The following is a 20,386-nucleotide window of genomic DNA, read 5'->3' on the forward strand; positions in this document are numbered from 1 at the left end:
TTTCACCCGCGGGCGGCGATACCTGCGTTTTGCAACCCGCTCCAGATCGCCCAACCGCCGGCCAGCAGCAGCAAGAAAACCGCGAGAATTCCATAAGTCACCGGAAACCCCCAGGCCTGAATGGCTGGAATGCTCAGCGCGGGTGACACCAATTGGCCGACAAATGTCGCCGTTGTCAGCAGCCCACTGGCCCGCCCCCTCCAATGCAAGGGCGCCGCTTTGAGCATCATCCCTGCAAAAACGGGCGAGGCCAGCGCATAGCCGATGCCAACAATCGTCGCGCCCAGCATTGCAACTTCAAGCCCCGGTGCCAGCGCCAAGGTGCCATAGCCCAAGGCCATGCTGCCAAAACCGGCCACACAGGTGCCGGCGTTGCTCAGAATGGCGGACACTTGTGCAAACCGCATTGCTGCAATCGCCGCAGCCAGCGTCATAACACCAAGCGTCGCCCCAGCATAAACGGGCGCTGCCACGCCTAAGCTGTTGAGGAAGAACGGCACTTGGGTGGGCATGACAAAGAACGACATGTTCAGGATGCCCTGAAACACCGCGATGATCATCACAGACCGCATCCAGCGCCCCGGTTTGGCGTCCCCTTCAGCGGGGCTCTGATCGCCCGGTGTGGCCCGTGTCGCACCGTCGTCCGGAAGGCCACGCGCGATAACCCACAAGAAGAGAAAGGCCAGCCCATAAATCGCAAAGGGCAAGCGCGCATCCCATGTGGCCAGAACACCCGCACCCGATATGCAGATCAGCCCCGATATATTGCGCGCCGAAATCTGAAAGCCCAGCATCTTTTGACGTCTATCCCCTTGGAACAAATCCCCAAGCAAGGCGATCTGCGTGGTCAGGATCAACGCCATGCCAACACCCAGCACCAAACGGCTGGCTATCATCCAGCGCAGATCCGGCAACCAGAACCCGGCACAGCCCGCTCCTGCAAACAAGGCAACACCCCAAAGCATCAAAGGTTTACGCCCCATCGTGTCAGCCATACGGCCCGCAAGGGGCGCAAAGATAACAACGGCAGCAGAAGGTGCCGGGACCAGAAACCGGCTGAGCCAATCCGCCAAGGGATCGTCTGCAAACTCTGCGGCCAGCAAAGGCAACGCCGGGCTGAGGGTAGCATTGCCCATAACCATCATGGATGCCGCCAGCAGCAGGGCAAACGCGGCAGGTTCGGTCCACAGCCGCGCGGTTGGGTATGTGTCGATCATTTCAGTTTCCTCTTGTGAACATCAGCGATTCTCTTGAGGATGCAACTTGAAGTCAGCTTGAGGTCAATTTTGGAACACACCTGCACGTCTCCGCAAAAAGCGCCCCCGCAGCTGAGTGTTCTGGACATTTCGGCTGTTGCGAAACAATCGGGGTTTTCCCCGTCAACCTTGCGCTACTATGAGGAATTGGGGCTGATCCAATCCGTTGGTCGCAAGGGGTTAAGACGATTGTTTGGCCCGCAGACGCTGGTTCAGCTGTCGGTGATTTCTTTGGCCAAGACCGCTGGGTTTTCATTGGAAGAAATCACCGCCATGATCGGTCCTGATGGGCAACCCCAGCGAGACCGCGCCGAATTGCGCGCACGCGCGGATGCGCTGGACGCTCAGATCACACGGCTGTCAGGGTTGCGCGACATGTTACGCCACGCCGCAGAGTGCCCGCACCCGGACCCGCTTGATTGCCCCAAGTTTCAACGGCTGTTGCATTTGGCCACCCGGATCCAACGCCGGGGTCGAACGAAACAAGTCGCTCTCCCCAAGGCCTGAACCCAAGGCCCAAGGTGTCAAAGCCTGTCAGGCAGGTGAACACGCCCAGACATCAAGACAAACCCCTGCCCGGCAACTTTGATGCCCGTCATGTCTGAACTGGGCCCTACGCGGGTCACACGCGCCTGACCGGGCCGTCCCATTCCATGGCCTTGCTCGGCTATAAAAATATCTTTGGGCATCAAATCATGATGCCACAGATAGGCCGCCATTGCTCCTGTTGCCGAGCCGGTAAATGGATCCTCAGGCGGGCTTGGAGGGGCCATCAACAGCCGTGAAAACGTATCGCCCTCAGCCGTCGCGCCCTGCAGCGTCACAAGAAAAGGTTCCATCAGATCAATGCCATCCGCGCCCGCTGACTGGGCCAGCTTAGCAAGCGCATCCAGGTTCAGCTGCGCCGCAGCGAGGCTGTTGTGATCTTTCAGAACTGTGATGCAAAATGGCAACCCCGTGGACACTTGCTGCGGCTGACCCACAATCGCCTCAACCGGCAGTGAGACTGCCGCCGCAACCAGGCTTGGGTCGATGGCGGGGCCAAATTGCGGCGCAATCTGCGTCATCTCAATCTCATCCCCTTGGATGTCGATCGCAACAATTCCAGCCTGTGTTTCCAGGGTTAAATGATCGCCGCGCACCAATCCGCGACTGCGCAGGGCCGCCACGGTGGCAATGGTCGGATGACCTGCAAAAGGGATCTCGCGACTGGCCAGGAAATACCGCACATGGACGTCCGCCACAGAGGATGGGCCCGTGAAAGTGCATTCGACCAAAGACGTCTCTTTCACATAAGTGCAGGCGATATCCTCGCCCAGATGCGCGCCGCCGTGCACAACAGCACAGCCATTTCCGCCAAAGGGGCGATCGGTAAAGGCATCAACCCAATCAAAATCAAAGGCTGTTGTGGACATGGTGACTGTGCTCCGAGTTGTGTGGCTCAGCCAACCTAGGGCACCAAAAAAGGCGGGTCAAAACCCGCCTTGTGTATCCTTACATTGTTTTGGAGGCTTGCTCACCCAAGCTCGCCCGCTCAATGAACGGGGACAGGAGCACAGTCGTTTTGTCGCGCCAGCACAAAAGCCATCCGGCGATCCGCAACCAAGGCCAGTTGTTCGCCATTATCGTCATGCACCGCATACAGGTGGCTGCGCCCCTCGGCGCTGTCTTGTACGTCTTGCGGCAAGGCGGCCACATCAACGGCTTTGACATAAACCACGCGCTGCGCGCTACTGAGATTTTCAAAATTTTCCTGCATCTGATATTACCCCTTCTTAATGTTGATTGTTTGAACGACGGTTTCAGGGCGTGAGCGGGTCAGGTCCACATGCAGAAGACCATTCTCCATCACAGCCTCGCCAACCTCGACTCCATCCGCCAACACAAACATGCGCTGAAACTGCCGCGCGGCGATGCCACGGTGCAGAAACACCCGGCCCTCGCTGTCGTCACTTTGACGGCCGCGGATCACCAGTTGACGGTCTTCGATCGTGATCGACAGATCCTCTTCTGCGAATCCAGCCACGGCCAGCGTGATGCGATAGGAGAAATCCGAAGTTTGTTCGATGTTATACGGAGGGTAGCCTTCGTTGCCAAATTTGGCAGAGCGTTCCAGCAGGCGTTCCAATTGCTCAAACCCCAACATATGCGGGTAAGAGCCCAAGGTAAGTTTTGACACGTATCTCGTCCTTCATACAAAAGCGACGTCTTTGCACCAGACCCCGATTTGGCTGCCCGGCTCTCTCCAATATGGGCAGTTCAGAGGAATTCACAAGGCCAACCCTCTCTAGGCCTAGCGAAAAACCGGTTAAAACCTTATGAATGAGGATGTTCCTATCATCAGCATCTGAGTCTAACCAATGAATGCGCCTAATGATCTTTCGATGAAAACCGATGAGGTTTTGAAAATCGAGCTTGAGGTGTTTCGCAGGCAGCACCGCGATCTGGATGAGGCAATCACTGCTCTGGAAGAGAAGGCAACCAGCGACCAGCTGACCGTTCGCCGCCTCAAAAAGCAGAAATTGCAGCTGAAAGACGTGATTGCGCTGATTGAAGACCGGCTAACCCCGGACATCATCGCCTGAGAACGGAGCTGGTCCCGTCCCCCTTGTGTGACGCGGTCAATGCTCCAAGGTCCAGAAGGGACCACCCTTTTGCGAGGAAGGAACAGGCGCAATTGATGCTGGAGGCGTATGGACAGAGCGCCCTCCCGCCCCCCAACACATCCGGGGCTTTTGCCCCGCACGCGCTGAGCGTTGGGCCTGGCAGCGCTGCCGACCTTCGGTCGTTTGCGCTGCGCAAGTGGCCTAAACAGTTGTTGTGCACGTGACAGATGCCCCATGAGGGGGGGGCGCCTCACAAGCCGGCTTGTGAGGCGCTTGGCCCAAGTCAGGCTCCTGCATCTGTGATGCAGGAGCGCTGGCGCGGGAGACCACCGAGGGACGGCAGCTGTAAGGAAACTGGGCAACAAGGTCCGCGAACCATTGCGCCGCTGCCCAGCTTCTCTATAGTGCGCGCGCATTCGAAACCGTTTCTTGGCAACGGTTTTTACACCCGGACCACCCGAAGGAGCTTTATGCGTATGGCTGAGGTAAAAGTGGGCATCATCATGGGGAGCCAATCAGATTGGCCCACAATGAAGGAGGCCGCCGCCATTCTTGACGAATTGAACGTCACCTATGAAGCAAAAATTGTTTCGGCGCATCGCACACCAGACCGGCTGTGGGACTACGGTAAATCTGCGGCAACGCGCGGTCTTCAGGTCATCATTGCCGGTGCCGGTGGTGCGGCACATTTACCTGGTATGGTCGCCTCCAAGACCCGGGTTCCGGTTGTTGGTGTTCCCGTGCAAACACGCGCCTTGTCCGGCGTTGACAGCCTTTACTCCATTGTTCAGATGCCCAAAGGCTTTCCGGTTGCAACCATGGCAATCGGATCCGCCGGCGCAGCAAACGCTGGCTTGATGGCTGCCGGTATTCTGGCGCTGCAAGACGAAGCCCTTGCGGCGCGTCTTGATGCCTGGAGAGAGGCGCTGTCGGCCTCCATTCCCGAGGAGCCTTCTGATGACTAACCCACTTCCAGCTGGTGCGCGCATCGGCATTCTGGGCGGCGGACAATTGGGGCGCATGCTGTCGGTAGCGGCGGCGCGCCTTGGGTTTCAAACGCATATTTTTGACCCAAGCCTCACCCCACCGGCCGGACATGTGGCAGACCGCCACACCACGGCTGCCTATGAGGACGCCAAGGCTTTGAAGGCCTTTGCTGCCGATGTGGATGTCATCACTTACGAGTTTGAGAACATTCCCACTGAAGCCCTGGATATTTTGGAAACCATTCGTCCTATCCGCCCGGGCCGCGAAGCTTTGCGGGTGAGCCAGGACCGGTTGACAGAAAAGTCCTTTTTGCAGGGTCTAGGTCTGCGTACCGCGCCTTATGCAGATGTGACTGACATGGCCAGTTTGGAACAGGCGGTCGCGCAGATTGGGACCCCTGCGATTCTGAAGACACGTCGTTTCGGCTATGACGGAAAAGGCCAGGCTCGCATCAACACGGCAGAGGATGTGGCCAAAGCCATCGCCGACATGGCAGGTGCACCTGCAATTTTGGAGGGGTTTGTCGATTTCAGCCACGAGATCTCTGTGATTGCCGCACGGGGCATGGATGGTCAGGTCGCCTGTTATGATCCCGGTGAGAATGTGCACCGGGATGGCATTTTGCACACCACAACCGTGCCTGCTCGTCTCTCTGGCAGTCAACGCCTGGACGCCGTTTTGCTGGCCGGGCAGGTTCTGAATGCGCTGGATTATGTCGGCGTCATGGGCGTTGAACTGTTCGTCACGAGCGACGGTTTGATCGTAAACGAAATTGCGCCGCGCGTTCACAACTCAGGCCACTGGACCCAAAACGGCTGTACAGTAGATCAGTTTGAACAACACATCCGCGCCGTGGTTGGCTGGCCTCTGGGCGAAGGTGAACGCTTTGCGGATGTGGTCATGGAAAATCTGATCGGCAGCGACATTGCGCGTGTCATGCAATTAAGCCAAGACAAACACACCGCCATTCACATGTACGGGAAATCCGAGGCGAAACCCGGTCGCAAGATGGGGCACATCAATCGGATTACCGCTCACAAGGCGTAACCATAACGGCGGCGGCGCCCACTTCGGGCGCCGCTGGGGTTCTGCCCCGTTCGGGCTCTGTGAGCCCTCTTCCCCCGGAGTATTTTAGAAAAGGTGAAGAACAGGTATCGGCTCGTCAGGGCTTGGCCAGAGTATTTTTGACCAGCGGTCCTAAAATTCACAATGCACCTTGCTTTGAGCATGGCCTGAGCGAGCATATTTACCGACTTTGTAGAGCATCTGCGCCGAAGCAATTGCGTGGGTCGTCTTTTGACAAGCTCTTCGATTAGGCCAGATGAATTGTGCATCGGTGTTAAGTCACTATAGTCCTGCTGTTAACCTGTCCCCCCCCGAAGGCAACCACGCCACGCGGGATCCTCAGGCTCGCGAAACCGGATGTGACGGTCTCGGAAAAGGACCCAACGGGGTCTTTTCCGCGCCGCGCTGACGGCCCGCTTGGCCTTGGCCAAGGGGTGCCCGAAGCGGGGCGCTCCCTGTGTTAGCCCAGAAATCTGTTTGCAATATCGCCCGCCAAATAGCTGACACGGCCGCCTGAAATCGTGGCGGCCACTTGGTTGTCTTTGGCGTTCAGAATTACGAGGTCCGCCCGAAGACCTGTGCAAATTTCCCCCCTGTCGCGCAGCCCCAGCACCTGTGCAGACCCGCTTGAGACCAGCGCCCAAGCCGACTTAAGATCCAAGACCGACTGGCGCACCAGCATCAAGGCCGCGCGTCTTGGGCTGGGGTAGTGGTAGTCGGAGGCCAAAGCATCACAAAGCCCTTGTTCGATCAGCTCTTTGGCAGAGACATTGCCGTTATGCGATCCCCCGCGCACCACATTGGGTGCGCCAAGAATGATGTGATCTCCGCCATCCCGCGCGGCCTGTGCCGCCTCCAGTGTCTCTGGGAACTCGCTGATCGCGGCACCTCGCGCGCGCCAGACCGCCCGCCCCGCGCTGGTTTGGTCGTCATGCGACCCCATTTTGACTCCCATCTTGGCAAGCTCGCCGCAAAGCGCATCCAGCGCCGCTGGCACTTCATCGCGACGCCGGTGCATCTCTTGCATCATCGCCAGATGCACCTCCGGATTTCTGGCAGCCTTTAGCGCTTGCCCAACCAGTCGTGGTGGTTTTTTCCCCGCCGCCAGCTTTGAGTGTGGAAGGTGGTCATTAAAGACAATGTACGGCAGCGCAAATTTGCGGATCTTGTCCGGCAGTCCGGCGTAATCATCCAACATATGAGTTTCAAACCGCAGCTGTGGCATCAAATCCGTCACGGTCTTGTCTTGCACAGCTGTCATCGCAGCAAACACACGTTCCGCATATTCCGGAGCACGCAAGCCACCTTCCCAGCTGTGAAACTGCGCCAGGACTGCGGTTGAGATCCCATTGGCCGCAAGCTCTGCCTCGGCTGCCAAAACGCCCTCGTCCATCTCGTTCATAGCGCCACGCCGCGGGGCCAGATGGCGTTCAAACCCATCACCATGCAGATCGATTATGCCAGGAAGGACAAGATATCCCGACAGGTCAACCTGCCGGTCAGCCGGGCTGTCCGACAAAATGCCCTGTGTCAGGGTCACACTTCCACGCGCCTCAATACCATCCGGTCGCAGCACATCCGCACCCGTCAGGGTGACCTCCAGACTTGTCATCGCGATGCCTTTTTGGGTTTTCCTTCACCAGTGCGCCGCTCTTGCCCGCGAGCGCTGCAAAAGTCAAACCACTCAGCGTGCCGCGCGGTTGGCGCCACCTTCCGCGACCCGCTTTGCTGCGGGTTTCGGTGCCAGGGCGACAACGGCAATGCCACCAAGGATCAAAACCGTGCCGATCACCAAGGCCAGTCCGATGGCCTCCCCCAGGAACAACGCCCCGCCCAGGATCGCAATGATTGGCACCAACAGCTGCACCGTCGCCGCCACCGGGGCCGTCAGCAAAGGCAGGATCGCATACCACAAAGCATACCCCAGACCAGAGGTCACAGCCCCTGAGACCACTGCCAACACAACACCTGGCGCAGAAATCACATGTGCCCCGCCTGTGATCAGGAAGATCGGCAGCACAAGCGCAGTGGCCCATACAAAGTTCAACGCCGTTGACACAACGGGCAGTTTCACGCCACGTCCAAGCAGGGAGTAAATGCCCCAGCCCAGACCGCTTAACCCCATCAGAAAAGACGCCCACAGATCCACGGAGACGCCGTCGCGAGGCCAGACCACATAGGCAAGACCAACCAAGGCCATGCCTGCCCCGGCAATTTGAAGCCCGCCAGGACGTTGATTTGTCACAGCCCCCCAGGCGAACATCGTGATCTGAACAACGGCAAATAGCACCAGCGCGCCAAGACCCGCATCAAGGTCTTTATAGGCGAGCGCAAACCCGACCATATAAAGCGTCAAGGACGCGCCGCCCCACAGACTGGTCTTCCAGGGCTGGCGCAAAGGCAACCCGCGCATCACACAGAGCGCCACCAGCATCGCAGCCCCGGATCCAAGGCGGAGCAAGCCAAAGCTCGTGGCATCAATATAGGCGTTGCCGATGGCCGCGCGGCCCAGAACCGAATTGGCCGCAAAGGCGACAAGGGTGAGGCAAAGAAGAATGAACAGACGCATAGGACCTGCATAACCCCGTCCGCGTGACCGAACTATGGGAAAACGGCTTGGATCACGGAAATTGCGTCACAAAACCGTCAGTGCCGCGACACAGAATGCGCTGTCAGAAATGGCACGATTTCTCGCTCTAATAGGCTTCGCAACGCGCCAATACGACCGGTATCAGAGCGCCCAGGCTGGCTTAAGATCCAAAGGCCAAACGGTGGAAGCTCAGCTCCTGCCAAAGGAACCAATGCGCGGTCCTGATGAGCGACGAAATCCGGCAGCAATCCAATCCCCTGCCCCGATTTGACCGCCGCCGCCACCATCGCCAAATTCTGGCAACTGACTCGGCGCGTTTGCCCCAGTTCCGGCCAGACAAGATCAGGAACCGCCAGTTGCGGATTGTCCACGGTAAAATGGCAGGGAGGAACGTCTGTAACACTGTTCAGCAAGCGCTTGTGAACAAACAGACGAAAGGTCACCTGTCCAACCTCGTGCCCTTCCACGCCCGGTTTTCGTGGTCCTTTGCCCAGGCAAAGCGTCAAATCGTTTCCCTTGGTCGATTGATCCAAAACGCTGACAGCATTGCGCAGCTTCATGGGTTGCGACGGGATCTCGCGGTGGATGCGGTACCAAACCGGCAGCAGAAGATGTTCAAAAAACAGTTCCGGGCAGCTCAATACAATGGGTCGGCTGCTGCCGCGCAATGTCGGGCGGCTGCCACGTTGTACCAGATCCGCAATGCTGCGGGCCCGATGCGCCAGATCTTTTCCCTTTGTCGTCAACACCCAATTGGGACCAGTCCGATTGACCAAAACCGAGCCAATACGCGCCTCCAGCATATCAATCCGCTGGGCAACGTCTGTCTGGCTGAGCCCCAAGGCATCCGCTGCAGCAAAGGCGGACTGCGCCTCCCCCACTGCCAGCAAAACCGCCAGGTCTCGCCAAATATCTGGCTCTGGCCTTTCCATACTCTTTAAAGCCTACTGTTAGACCATTTAAACTGCCAAGGGTGGCATCAGCATTCTACTGTTTTATGATGCACAGTTTGTGATAACACACCATCGCCACTGAGGAAGTGCCTTCCTAAAGGTGTAGTGGACGCGCAACATATGCGCCTGTGCCCATGTCGTTCTTTTGACGTCAGTGTCTCCCTCGCTAGTCCCCTAAGTCAGGCAGAACGTCATGTTTCGGTTTGATCCATCAGATATTGGGTCAGTGCCTGTTGCACGACATATGCTGGGGATGACCCCCAAGCCGTTGCCAGCCCCTCCACCTGACGCCGCAATGGGCGCGGCAATTGCAAAGGTAAACCGCTGCCCTCTGCGATGACCGCTCCATGGTCGGCAACACCCCGCGCAAGTTCGGCGACCAGGATCTGGCGCAACCGATCTGCCAAGGAGCCTCGGCGACCTGTCCTTTGCACGGCCTCTCGCAGGGCATGTCTTTGAGTTGCCGTAAGCGGCACCATCAAACGACGTCTTGGATCTTTGCGTGACATAAAAACACCTCATAGGATGACAACGCCCGACGACACTAAAAAAGGGCCGCCAAATTGGCGACCCTTCTGAACATCCAGATGGATGGCGTGACTTACATCATGCCGCCCATGCCGCCCATGTCGGGCATGCCGCCTGCAGGCGCCGCGCCTTCTTTGGCCGGTTTGTCCGCAACCATCGCTTCGGTGGTGATCAGCAGGCCAGCAACCGATGCCGCGTCTTCCAGAGCGGTACGGGTTACTTTTGCAGGGTCGATCACGCCGAAGGAGAACATGTCGCCATATTCTTCGGTCTGTGCGTTGAAGCCGAAAGAGGTTTCTTCAGATTCACGGACTTTGCCCGCAACAACCGCACCGTCGACACCCGCGTTCTCAGCGATCTGACGCAGAGGCGCCTCGATTGCTTTAGCAACGATCTTGATGCCTGCGTTCTGGTCAGCGTTTGCGCCTTCCAGACCGGCCAGTGCTTTACCCGCCTGAACCAGAGCAACACCACCACCAACGATGACGCCTTCCTGAACAGCTGCGCGGGTCGCGTTCAGCGCATCGTCAACGCGGTCTTTGCGCTCTTTTACTTCCACTTCGGTCATGCCACCAACGCGGATCACAGCAACACCGCCTGCCAGTTTGGCAACGCGCTCTTGCAGCTTTTCACGGTCGTAGTCAGAGGTGGTTTCTTCGATTTGCGCGCGGATCTGGCCAACGCGTGCTTCGATCTCTGCCTTCTCACCAGCACCGTCCACAACAGTGGTTTCGTCTTTGGTGATCTGAACTTTCTTGGCGGTGCCCAGCATGTCCATGGTGACATTCTCAAGCTTCATGCCCAGATCTTCAGAGATCACTTGACCACCGGTCAGGATCGCGATGTCTTGCAGCATTGCTTTACGACGGTCGCCGAAGCCAGGCGCTTTAACAGCTGCGATTTTCAGACCGCCACGCAGTTTGTTCACAACCAGAGTTGCCAGCGCTTCGCCTTCAACATCTTCTGCGATGATCAGCAGAGGCTTTTGGGACTGGATCACAGATTCCAGCAGCGGAACCATTGCTTGCAGCGAAGACAGCTTCTTCTCGTGCAGCAGGATCATGCAGTCGTCCAGCTCTGCAGTCATCTTGTCAGGGTTGGTGACAAAGTAAGGAGACAGGTAGCCGCGGTCGAACTGCATGCCTTCAACAACAGTTGTCTCGGTTTCCAGACCTTTGTTTTCTTCGACGGTGATAACACCTTCGTTGCCAACCTTCTGCATCGCGTCTGCGATCTGCTGACCGATTTCAGCTTCGCCGTTCGCAGAGATGGTGCCAACCTGTGCAACTTCAGCAGAGTCTGCAACTTCACGTGCGGAAGACTTGATGCCTTCTACAACTTTGGCAGTTGCCAGATCGATGCCGCGCTTCAGGTCCATCGGGTTCAGACCAGCAGCAACCTGCTTCAGGCCTTCTTTTACGATGGCTTGTGCCAGAACGGTCGCGGTGGTGGTGCCGTCGCCTGCTTCGTCATTGGTGCGCGAAGCAACTTCTTTCACCATCTGTGCGCCCATGTTCTCGAACTTGTCTTCCAGCTCGATCTCTTTGGCAACAGATACACCGTCTTTGGTGATGCGCGGTGCACCAAAGGATTTGTCCAGAACCACGTTACGGCCTTTGGGGCCCAGGGTTACTTTGACAGCGTCTGCCAGAATGTTGACGCCACGCAGCATTGCATTGCGGGCATCTGTGTCGAATTTCACGTCCTTAGCGGCCATGTGTCTTCTCCTATGGAGTAAATTAGCAGTGAAGGGTCAGGGGATCAGAACAAGCGCGGTCGCTTATTCGATGATGCCCATGATGTCGCTTTCTTTCATCATCAGCAGCTCTTCGCCGTCGACGGTGACCTCGGTGCCGGACCATTTGCCGAACAGGATCTTGTCGCCTGCGGATACAGCCATCGGGATCAGCTCGCCGCTGTCCTTGCGTGCGCCTTCGCCGGTCGCAACAACAGAACCTTCAGAAGGTTTTTCTTTTGCGGAATCAGGGATGATCAGGCCACCAGCGGTTTTTTCTTCGCTTTCAAGGCGACGAACCAGAACGCGGTCGTGAAGCGGTTTCAATGCCATCTTTGCAGCTCCTTAAGCTCAAAGTTTGTTTCTCTAACACCCGTGCCATCCTTCTTGGAAGCAACGAGCACGGATCATTATCACTCACATCAGCTGAGTGATAACGGCACGGAAGCTATGGCGCGTGCTTGTCTCTGTCAACGGGGGGAACGCGAAATCTCTATGTCTTTTTTTACAAGACCTTTTGGCAACAGATACCTTGGCATCCTTGCAAGATAGCGGAATTGGCGGCCGGCCACATGGCTAAGCGTTCCCACAGCAATCCGCGATCGCGTCCTGCAATGCCAAAGAGGGTTTTGGCCCTTTCTCTTTCGTTGGATGAAGCGGCGGCTTTTGCTGACTATGTCTCGCTATATGCCCAATCTGCCAAACCTTGACGCCCCGCGTCCGTCAAGCTGTAGACGCCAATTGTTACGCGTTCAAACCAGCCATAGTGATTTTTAGCCATGATTTGCGTGGCTTTGGGGACGTTGGCACCCTGTGCAACCACCGACCCTTTACTGGCACCATGCTCCGCAAGATAGGTTGCGCAGGCCAAAGCATCCTGGCGGTAGGCGGTCACAATGCCATGCCGGGTGGCCCCGCCCTGGTTTGGGTCCCCGCGCAGTCGGTCAAATTCCCGCAAAAGCCGTGCTTGTTTCACCTTGGATTTTCGAGGGGCATATGGGCCCGGGTCACAATGGACCTCTGCCCGCCCATCTGCGCGCACAGTGATCAGCCCCAATCCCAACCGGCGACACAAAGACAGATTATCCCGCAATTGCCGACGGGCCTGTCGGCCGCCGGGACGTGGCACTGCAATATAGACCAGATCCGTCACCGTTAGCCGCGCAATAGCTTGGTGAAACAACGACAGCGAAAACCGCAGCTTAAGCTCAACCACAACCGGCGGATCATCTCCCCGTCGTGCCACAACATCAGCAGCCCCGACTTCGCCCTTCACCTCATAGCCTTGGCGCTCCAGGAGATCTTTGATCGGAGTATAAAGTTGATCTTCACGGTTCATGGGCGATGATTGGCAGGTTGAATAGATCGTGACAAGCCTATCTGCTGGTGCCCCTTGCAAATCCGTAGCATTGGCCGTTAGCTCAAAGAACACGATGAGCTGTGAGACTGCGTATGAAACGATTCCTCTTGGGTTTGGCAATTGCTTTACAAAGCACCGCCGCGATTGCCGCCTGCAAAGGGGTGGATTACCGCGACCATTTACCAGCCTCAGTGGCGACCAGGCTTGAACAGCAGATGGCTAAAACGCCGTTTGCTGTGGGCAATCACTGGGTCGCGCGCAAAGGGGAAAAGACGCTGCATATCGTCGGCACAATGCACAGCGGCGACCGGCGCATGGCCGAGGTAATGCGCAATCTTCGCCCCACCATTGCAGCGGCGGATGCGGTGTATTTTGAGGTCACGGCACGCGAAGTCACGGCGTTTCGCGAAGATTTCATCAAGAACCGAGCAGCGTTTTTACTGCCCAATCAGGCGACCCTGAAACAGGTGATGTCAAAAACGGGCTGGGAGCAGTTTCGCGATTTTGCCAGCGTGACCGGGCTGAACCTCAAGGCCGTGGAACGGCTGCAACCCTGGGCCATCAGCACGTTCTTGGTCCAAAACGGCTGTCGGCCAACCGGCATTGGCGTGCGTCGTGGGTTGGATGACCGGATTGAAAAATTCGCGATCCGCAAAAAAATCCCAATTGGCGCTTTGGAAAGCGTCGAAACCAGCTTGCAGGCCATGGCCCGGATCCCGGTGCGGGATCAGGCAAAAATCTTGGAGAACGACATCGCCTTGCTGATGTCTGACCGACCCGATGACGCCACCGCAACCGAGGCTTATTTTGACGAAAGCGTCTGGCAGGCCTTCCTACTGCTGCCGTGGATCACGCAACAATATGTCGACCGGTCTCCACGGGAACTGCAGCGCCTGAACACTGTCTTCAACGAAAGCCTGCTGGGTTGGAGAAACCGCAAATGGATGCGGCCTTTGCTGAACGTACAGGGCGATACGGTCGTGGTCGCCGTCGGCAGCGCTCATCTGCCCGGCAAAAGCGGCATTTTGAACCTGTTAAAACAAAACGGTTACACGTTGGAACGGGCAGCTTTCTAAGAAGCCCCGCGTTCACAAAGGTACATCTGAATGAAACGACTGCTCGCCGCTCTTCTGCCCTTGGTCCTCGCTCCGGCAATGGGGTGGGCTGCGTGTTCTGGACAGGACCTGCGAAAAGACCTTTCGGCTGAGGCGCAGCAGGAGATCGCCCAACGCATGGATCATGTCCCATTTGCCGAGGGCAATCACTGGATCGCAAAGCGCGGGGACCGGCAGATCCATTTGATCGGCACGGTCCATATCTCCTCCGACAAGCTGCAGCGCATCACGCAAAACCTTGGACCGGTTATTGACTCGGCAGACGTCCTGCTCTTGGAAAGCACGCCGCAAGAGATTGCGGATATGCAAACCGCGCTGGTCAAAGACCCCAGTCTGACGTTTATTACCGAAGGCCCCACCTTGATTGACCGTCTGCCTGCTGGAGATTGGGCCATCCTGTCTCAAAAAGCGAGCGAGGCAGGCATACCATCCTGGATGGCCGCCAAAATGCGCCCTTGGTTCCTGGCAACCGCCCTGTCCCTGCCCCCATGCTTGCGCGCGGATCCTGAGGTTGAATATGGTCTCGACAAACGTTTGGCTGCCATGGCTCAGGCTTCAGAAGTGCCGACACAGTCGCTTGAAAACCCACTGGATGTGATCCGCATGTTGGACCGCGATCCCATTGATGAGCAACTGCGCCAGATGCGCCCTTACATCGCGCTCATCGGCGGCAGCGAAAGCGGCGAAGACGGTATCGCAACAATGCTTGCCGCCTATTTTGAGGAACGTGTCGCCGAATATCTTGAGATCACTCGGCTTGAATTTCTGTCTGGTGCATCGATGCCCACAAAAGAGGCCGAGACGATTTGGAACGATTTTATGGGCCGCCTTCTGAAAGAGCGCAACACCGCTTGGATGCCGGTCATTGAAGCGCAAACAGCCGATCACATGGTCATTGCTGTCGGAGCATTGCACCTGCCGGGCAAACACGGGTTGTTACAGCTGCTGTCGGATACCGGCTATAAAATCGAGCGCGCGGCGTTCTAGGTCTCATTTTTAGCGACTGTTCGTGCACCGCTTTTTTTGAAACCAAGAGCGGCATTTGCCCCATGACCGAACACACAACGTTCTATAGCCACAAAGATCTGTGATGTATAAGTTTTGGGAGTACCACGTCTGGTGTTAAATGGTGCGGTCGAGAAGACTCGAACTTCCACGGGAGTTACCCCACAGCGACCTCAACGCTGCGCGTCTACCAATTCCGCCACGACCGCACTGCCAATGACTTGGTGAGGGGCGATATAGACCAGCTCTATGGGCTTGAAAAGAGGCAAAACACGGTTTGCGTAAGAATTTGCCTGGGACTGACGTCTGAACAAATCAACCCCGCCTGATGGGCGGGGCTGAGTTAACTGTGATCCACCCACAGGTGGTATCAATCGCCGAAGCTAAAGGATGGAAGCGCGGTGCCAGAAGCAGGGACCGGCTGTGCCAGTTGCGGCGTGCCGCCCAGACGTTGCGCCGCCAGTTTCACCAGCCCAACACGTTCAGGCTGGCCCGGTGCAAACACAGGATCTGCGCCACCTTCCAACGCCGTCACGGCCACGTTGTACCAGTCCTGCGCCCGCTCAACCGATGTGGGCGCGCCAAAACCAAGCGCAATGTGATGGGCCACCAATTCCGCATACGGGCGTTTGCCCAAGCCGGTCATGATCAAACCTGCGCCCAGCGCCACGTCCATATTGTCGCGACGGTAACCAGACAACAGGCAGATCGCGGCCGTGTTGTTCAGCTGATCCAGGGACATATTGCTTTGCAGGATGAACTTTTGAACGTTGCTCATCACGGTGTTGGCGTCCTGCAATTGCAGCTGATCCAGATAGGGTTTCACCGCAGGACCAAACTGGTCGCACTGGGCGTCTACCTGAGATTGGCTGACACCTTGCAACGAGGCCATCAGCTCTTCGCCGCTATTGATGGCATAAGACCGTGCGAGGCAGAATTGCTCACCCAGGGCCAGTTCAGGATCTGTCATATTGGCCACTGTCATATACCCGCCACTTGAGCTGGTGAGCAGGCTGACTTTGCTGCAGTGGCTGGTCAGAGAGGCCTGAGGCTCTGTGGATTGCGGGGTTTCAAACAGGGTGATGCCACCGAGGCCCGCTGCCGGAGCTTGGTTGGACGCCAGCACGGTTCCTGGCGCGGATGGAGCCGGAGCCGGTGCAGGTTCTGCGGTGATGACAGGCTGTTCCCCTTCATGCATTTTGCAGGTCCCGCGGTGACAGGCAAAGCTCGCCGGTGTCACGCCGCGACCCAGGAAATCATTGCGCTGATAGCCGTCGGGCGTCGAGGCAAAGACCATGACCGTACAATGGGTTGCCCCGCACCAGAAGGACGAGCCAGACACCGACGTGTCGATCATATAGTCATTTTTGCCATCGCCATTCATATCCGCAAGCTGGATGAAGCCGGAGCGTTGCAGCAATTGTTCCGCTGTTGGTTCTGCGCTTTCCGCAATTTCGTCCACCGCTTCGCTGACTTCAATTGGCAGACCTGCGTAGCCGGTGCTGGGTGATTTCCCAAAGCTTTCGTCGCGCCATGTGACCAGCAAGCTGCGGATGCCATTGGGTGCCTGATAAGCTTTGACCACTTGGGGGCCGCCCACCTGCGCTCGACTGTAGGAGCTGACCAGGAAATCACGCTCATACGGGGTCAGGCGGCCGGTTGCCGGAAAACCCATGAACACCTGATACTGTGAAACTGCCGCGCGCGAACGGCTGCCCATCACCCCATCGGGGGTACCCGCCGGGAAATTGAAATAGTTCAGCGCCGTTTGGGTTTCACGGTTTGCAGCGCGTGTTGCGCTGTAGGCTGTTGAACTGCGGGTGGAGGTGCGCGGAGCCGCGCGACGGTTTTTGTTCACCTCGTTGGTGATCACCCCGCCGATGATCCCCCCAACCAATGCGGCTCCAAGATCGCTGGCCATTGCCGGCGCAGAAGCCGTCGTCAAAAGGAATGATGTGGCCACTGCGGCCCGTAGCGCCTTGGAAGACATCGCACTCACCTCTATTGAATACTCACAATAGAATCAGGATACCTCAGTCCCCCGCAATCTGGCGAGTCATGTCTCCCCGACTTTGCGAAGGATTTACGGTACATTCTTCGGGTCATGGAGAACAGCATCATGGTGGAATGGATCGCCTCTGACGGTTTGGTGCCTTACGAAGATGCAATTGCCTTTATGGAAGAACGGGTTGCCCGGATTTCTACGGGTGATGCAGATGAATGTATCTGGCTGCTGGAACACCCGCCCCTTTATACGGCGGGCACCTCAGCGAAACAGCAAGATTTGACCGATCCGGACCGGTTTCCGGTTTATGAAAGCAAACGCGGTGGTCAGTACACCTATCATGGGCCCGGACAGCGAGTCGTTTATGTCATGTTGGATGTGGGAAAACGCGGCAAAGACGTGCGCCGGTTTGTGCAGGACCTGGAGACCTGGGTGATTGATGCGTTGGCGCGTTTCAACATCAAGGGGGAAATCCGGGAAGGTCGTGTTGGCGTATGGGTTGAACGTCCGGACCGCCCCAAAACCGTGACCGGCCAGACAGCCGAAGACAAGATTGCCGCCATTGGCATCCGCCTACGCAAATGGGTCAGTTTTCACGGGATCTCGATCAATGTGGAACCCGATCTGGAGCATTTCACGGGAATCGTCCCCTGTGGCATCTCCGACTTTGGTGTAACAAGCTTGGTCGACCTTGGTCTGCCCGTCGGCATGGATGATGTCGATGTGGCACTGCGTCAAAGCTTCGAAAAGGTCTTTGCCGCATCCGAGTAAGGCGGCGGGGCTGAGCGTATCGCCCTGCCCCGATTTACTTCCTCACAAGGCGGCGCGGATCTTTTCTGCATGCGCTTTGATAGCGTCCATATCCCCCATCTGACCTGCCGGGCGCAGGGGCATGCCTTCGACGCGCGGCAGGACATGGAAGTGCAGGTGAAACACTTCCTGCCCGCCTGCGGCCTCATTGAACTGCTGGATGGTCACACCATCAGCACCAAATGCTTGTTTAGCGGCAAGTGCTAGTTTTTGAACGGTTTTAATCACTGCACAAAGCTGCTCGGGGGTGGCGTCCAGCGCATTGCGGCAGGGTGTTTTGGGGATCACCAACAGATGTCCGTCGCTGCGCGGCATGATGTCCATAAACGCCAAAGTCTCGTCGTCCTCATAGAGTTTCTCGGACGGGATGTCCCCTCTTAGAAGTTTGGCAAAGATATTGTCGGGATCGTAACTCGCCATCGGTCAGCCCTCCTTTGGAAACCGGCATTCAGGACGGTTTTCAACCCCTCCTGCGCAGAGGTCAAGCGTCAAGTCCTGCCGCGAAAGCTCAGCATAAAAGATGTCTCAGCCGCGACAATTATTCTTGATCTAGATCAAACTCTGCCATTGATGCGGTGCGGCGAGCACTCTAAAAACTTTGTGAGCATTCAGGCTGCACGGAGGAACTTCGCGGCCAGAATACATGTAACAGGAGGCACCACATGGCAGATGCAGCCATCCATGGTCACGGGCACGAAGACGAGCGGGGATTTTTCACCCGTTGGTTTATGAGCACCAACCATAAAGACATCGGCATACTCTACCTTATCGTTTCGGCACTTGCTGGTCTGATCTCAGTTATCTTTACCGTGTATATGCGGCTGGAACTGATGGATCCGGGTGTGCAGTACATGTGTATGGAAGGCTTTGCCGCTGATCCATGTACGCCGAATGGACATTTGTGGAACGTGATGATCACGGGCCACGGCATCTTGATGATGTTCTTTGTTGTTATCCCGGCCCTGTTCGGCGGTTTCGGAAACTATTTCATGCCGCTGCAAATCGGCGCGCCGGATATGGCGTTTCCGCGGATGAACAACCTGTCGTTCTGGATGTATGTTGCGGGCACCCTTCTGGCGGTTTGCTCTGTCTTCAGCCCAGGCGGCAACGACCAGCTTGGCTCCGGTGTGGGCTGGGTTTTGTACCCGCCGCTGTCGGTGAATGAAGGCGGATACTCCATGGACCTCGCAATCTTTGCGGTCCACGTCTCAGGTGCCTCATCCATTCTGGGTGCGATCAACATGATCACCACCTTCCTGAACATGCGCGCGCCAGGTATGACCCTGTTCAAAGTGCCGCTGTTCAGCTGGTCGATCTTTGTCACATCCTGGCTGATCCTGCTTTCTTTGCCGGTTCTGGCGGGCGCGATCACCATGCTGCTGATGGACCGCAACTTTGGCTTCACCTTCTTTGATCCTGCAGGTGGCGGCGACCCGATCCTGTATCAGCACATCCTGTGGTTCTTTGGCCATCCGGAAGTGTATATCGTGATCCTGCCGGGCTTTGGTATCATCTCCCACGTGATTGCGACTTTTGCCCGCAAACCGGTTTTTGGCTATCTGCCGATGGTCTGGGCGATCATCGCAATTGGTGTTCTGGGCTTTGTGGTCTGGGCGCACCATATGTACACCGTGGGCATGAGCCTGAACCAGCAGGCCTATTTCATGCTGGCCACGATGGTCATTGCGGTTCCGACCGGTGTCAAAGTCTTCTCGTGGATCGCCACCATGTGGCAGGGCTCGATCGAGTTCAAAGCTCCGATGATGTTCGCCTTTGGCTTCCTGTTCCTGTTCACCGTTGGTGGTGTGACCGGTGTGGTTCTGTCGCAGGCATCTGTCGACCGCGCGTATCATGACACCTACTATGTGGTTGCTCACTTCCACTATGTGATGAGCTTGGGTGCGGTTTTTGCCATCTTTGCCGGGATCTACTTCTACTTTGGCAAAGTGACCGGCCGTCACTACAACGAGCTGGGCGCACAGATCCATTTCTGGCTGTTCTTCATCGGCGCGAACCTGACCTTCTTCCCCCAGCACTTCCTGGGCCGTCAGGGCATGCCACGTCGTTACATCGACTATCCGGACGGTTTTGCACTGTGGAACAAGGTCTCCTCTTATGGTGCCTTCATTTCCTTTGCCTCGTTCCTGCTGTTCTTTGGCGTGGTCATCTACTCACTGCTGCGCGGTGCCAAAGTGACCCAGAACAACTATTGGAACGAATATGCCGACACGCTGGAGTGGACCCTGCCCTCTCCGCCGCCGGAACACACGTTTGAAATCCTGCCCAAGCAGGAAGACTGGGACAAGCCACACGCCCACTAAGCGTCGGCTCTTCCAATCACTTCATCGAAGGGCCCCTGCCACCGCGCAGG

General features: G+C 57.0%; 21 protein-coding genes and 1 tRNA gene. 8 read left to right on the plus strand and 14 right to left on the minus strand.

Going from position 1 to position 20,386, the window contains the following annotated elements:
- Positions 1 to 2 precede the first annotated feature (2 nt).
- A complete protein-coding gene (locus GFB49_RS05940) occupies positions 3 to 1,217 on the minus strand; it encodes an MFS transporter (protein ID WP_153214916.1) in 1,215 nt (404 codons plus the stop codon).
- A gap of 111 nt (positions 1,218 to 1,328) precedes the next feature.
- On the opposite strand from GFB49_RS05940, the gene GFB49_RS05945 reads away from it, so the two are divergent.
- Positions 1,329 to 1,763, plus strand: coding sequence for a helix-turn-helix domain-containing protein (locus tag GFB49_RS05945; protein WP_153214999.1), 435 nt, complete (start codon positions 1,329 to 1,331; stop codon positions 1,761 to 1,763).
- Between the two features lie 17 nt (positions 1,764 to 1,780).
- Here GFB49_RS05945 and GFB49_RS05950 read toward each other — a convergent pair whose 3' ends face one another.
- From GFB49_RS05950 to GFB49_RS05960, 3 genes are all read right to left on the minus strand, one after another.
- Positions 1,781 to 2,671: a PhzF family phenazine biosynthesis protein gene (locus tag GFB49_RS05950; RefSeq protein WP_153214917.1), complete on the minus strand. Its 891-nt coding sequence runs from the start codon at positions 2,669 to 2,671 to the stop codon at positions 1,781 to 1,783.
- Positions 2,672 to 2,790: 119 nt separating this feature from the next.
- Positions 2,791 to 3,015 (minus strand): DUF1150 family protein, encoded by a 225-nt coding sequence (locus GFB49_RS05955; protein ID WP_153214918.1) that lies wholly within the window; start codon positions 3,013 to 3,015, stop codon positions 2,791 to 2,793.
- A gap of 6 nt (positions 3,016 to 3,021) precedes the next feature.
- Positions 3,022 to 3,435, minus strand: coding sequence for an Hsp20 family protein (locus GFB49_RS05960; RefSeq protein ID WP_343032485.1), 414 nt, complete (start codon positions 3,433 to 3,435; stop codon positions 3,022 to 3,024).
- A gap of 181 nt (positions 3,436 to 3,616) precedes the next feature.
- On the opposite strand from GFB49_RS05960, the gene GFB49_RS05965 reads away from it, so the two are divergent.
- From GFB49_RS05965 to GFB49_RS05975, 3 genes are all read left to right on the plus strand, one after another.
- Positions 3,617 to 3,841, plus strand: a complete 225-nt coding sequence (locus GFB49_RS05965) for a YdcH family protein (protein ID WP_153214919.1) — start codon at positions 3,617 to 3,619, stop codon at positions 3,839 to 3,841.
- Between the two features lie 497 nt (positions 3,842 to 4,338).
- Complete coding sequence (gene purE, locus GFB49_RS05970; RefSeq protein ID WP_153214920.1) at positions 4,339 to 4,827, plus strand: 5-(carboxyamino)imidazole ribonucleotide mutase; 489 nt, start codon at positions 4,339 to 4,341, stop codon at positions 4,825 to 4,827.
- On the plus strand, positions 4,820 to 5,896 hold the full coding sequence (locus GFB49_RS05975) for a 5-(carboxyamino)imidazole ribonucleotide synthase (RefSeq protein ID WP_153214921.1): 1,077 nt from the start codon (positions 4,820 to 4,822) through the stop codon (positions 5,894 to 5,896). Before purE ends, GFB49_RS05975 begins: the two co-directional genes overlap by 8 nt.
- A gap of 478 nt (positions 5,897 to 6,374) precedes the next feature.
- On the opposite strand, the gene GFB49_RS05980 is transcribed toward GFB49_RS05975, so the two are convergent.
- From GFB49_RS05980 to GFB49_RS06010, 7 genes are all read right to left on the minus strand, one after another.
- Complete coding sequence (locus GFB49_RS05980) at positions 6,375 to 7,526, minus strand: alpha-D-ribose 1-methylphosphonate 5-triphosphate diphosphatase (RefSeq protein WP_153214922.1); 1,152 nt, start codon at positions 7,524 to 7,526, stop codon at positions 6,375 to 6,377.
- Positions 7,527 to 7,598: 72 nt separating this feature from the next.
- Entirely contained in the window at positions 7,599 to 8,483 is an 885-nt protein-coding gene (locus GFB49_RS05985; RefSeq protein WP_153214923.1) for a DMT family transporter, read from the minus strand.
- 77 nt (positions 8,484 to 8,560) lie between these two features.
- Positions 8,561 to 9,436 (minus strand): LysR family transcriptional regulator, encoded by an 876-nt coding sequence (locus GFB49_RS05990; RefSeq protein ID WP_153214924.1) that lies wholly within the window; start codon positions 9,434 to 9,436, stop codon positions 8,561 to 8,563.
- A 212-nt stretch (positions 9,437 to 9,648) separates the two neighbouring features.
- Positions 9,649 to 9,966, minus strand: a complete 318-nt coding sequence (locus GFB49_RS05995) for a hypothetical protein (protein WP_153214925.1) — start codon at positions 9,964 to 9,966, stop codon at positions 9,649 to 9,651.
- Positions 9,967 to 10,058: 92 nt separating this feature from the next.
- On the minus strand, positions 10,059 to 11,702 hold the full coding sequence (gene groL / locus GFB49_RS06000) for a chaperonin GroEL (protein ID WP_153214926.1): 1,644 nt from the start codon (positions 11,700 to 11,702) through the stop codon (positions 10,059 to 10,061).
- A 63-nt stretch (positions 11,703 to 11,765) separates the two neighbouring features.
- Entirely contained in the window at positions 11,766 to 12,053 is a 288-nt protein-coding gene (locus GFB49_RS06005) for a co-chaperone GroES (RefSeq protein WP_153214927.1), read from the minus strand.
- A gap of 340 nt (positions 12,054 to 12,393) precedes the next feature.
- Complete coding sequence (locus GFB49_RS06010) at positions 12,394 to 13,059, minus strand: DUF2161 domain-containing phosphodiesterase (RefSeq protein ID WP_153214928.1); 666 nt, start codon at positions 13,057 to 13,059, stop codon at positions 12,394 to 12,396.
- Between the two features lie 113 nt (positions 13,060 to 13,172).
- Here GFB49_RS06010 and GFB49_RS06015 point away from each other — a divergent pair, with 113 nt between their 5' ends.
- Both GFB49_RS06015 and GFB49_RS06020 read left to right on the plus strand, forming a co-directional pair.
- The gene (locus tag GFB49_RS06015; protein WP_153214929.1) at positions 13,173 to 14,156 is read left to right on the plus strand and encodes a TraB/GumN family protein; all 984 of its coding nucleotides are present in this window, start codon (positions 13,173 to 13,175) and stop codon (positions 14,154 to 14,156) included.
- 30 nt (positions 14,157 to 14,186) lie between these two features.
- Entirely contained in the window at positions 14,187 to 15,182 is a 996-nt protein-coding gene (locus GFB49_RS06020) for a TraB/GumN family protein (RefSeq protein WP_153214930.1), read from the plus strand.
- 140 nt (positions 15,183 to 15,322) lie between these two features.
- Here GFB49_RS06020 and GFB49_RS06025 read toward each other — a convergent pair.
- Both GFB49_RS06025 and GFB49_RS06030 read right to left on the minus strand, forming a co-directional pair.
- A tRNA-Leu gene (locus GFB49_RS06025) sits at positions 15,323 to 15,409 on the minus strand.
- A 161-nt stretch (positions 15,410 to 15,570) separates the two neighbouring features.
- Complete coding sequence (locus tag GFB49_RS06030; protein ID WP_153214931.1) at positions 15,571 to 17,190, minus strand: peptidoglycan-binding domain-containing protein; 1,620 nt, start codon at positions 17,188 to 17,190, stop codon at positions 15,571 to 15,573.
- A gap of 114 nt (positions 17,191 to 17,304) precedes the next feature.
- Between GFB49_RS06030 and lipB the strand changes: the two genes are divergently transcribed.
- A complete protein-coding gene (lipB, locus tag GFB49_RS06035; protein WP_153214932.1) occupies positions 17,305 to 17,976 on the plus strand; it encodes a lipoyl(octanoyl) transferase LipB in 672 nt (223 codons plus the stop codon).
- Positions 17,977 to 18,018: 42 nt separating this feature from the next.
- Here the strand turns inward: lipB and GFB49_RS06040 are convergent, their stop codons facing one another.
- The gene (locus GFB49_RS06040; RefSeq protein ID WP_153214933.1) at positions 18,019 to 18,435 is read right to left on the minus strand and encodes an HIT family protein; all 417 of its coding nucleotides are present in this window, start codon (positions 18,433 to 18,435) and stop codon (positions 18,019 to 18,021) included.
- Between the two features lie 242 nt (positions 18,436 to 18,677).
- Between GFB49_RS06040 and ctaD the strand changes: the two genes are divergently transcribed.
- Complete coding sequence (ctaD, locus tag GFB49_RS06045; protein WP_153214934.1) at positions 18,678 to 20,336, plus strand: cytochrome c oxidase subunit I; 1,659 nt, start codon at positions 18,678 to 18,680, stop codon at positions 20,334 to 20,336.
- Positions 20,337 to 20,386 lie beyond the last annotated feature (50 nt).

The sequence above is a fragment of the Tritonibacter litoralis genome (genome assembly GCF_009496005.1).
GTDB classification, from domain to species: domain Bacteria; phylum Pseudomonadota; class Alphaproteobacteria; order Rhodobacterales; family Rhodobacteraceae; genus Epibacterium; species Epibacterium litoralis.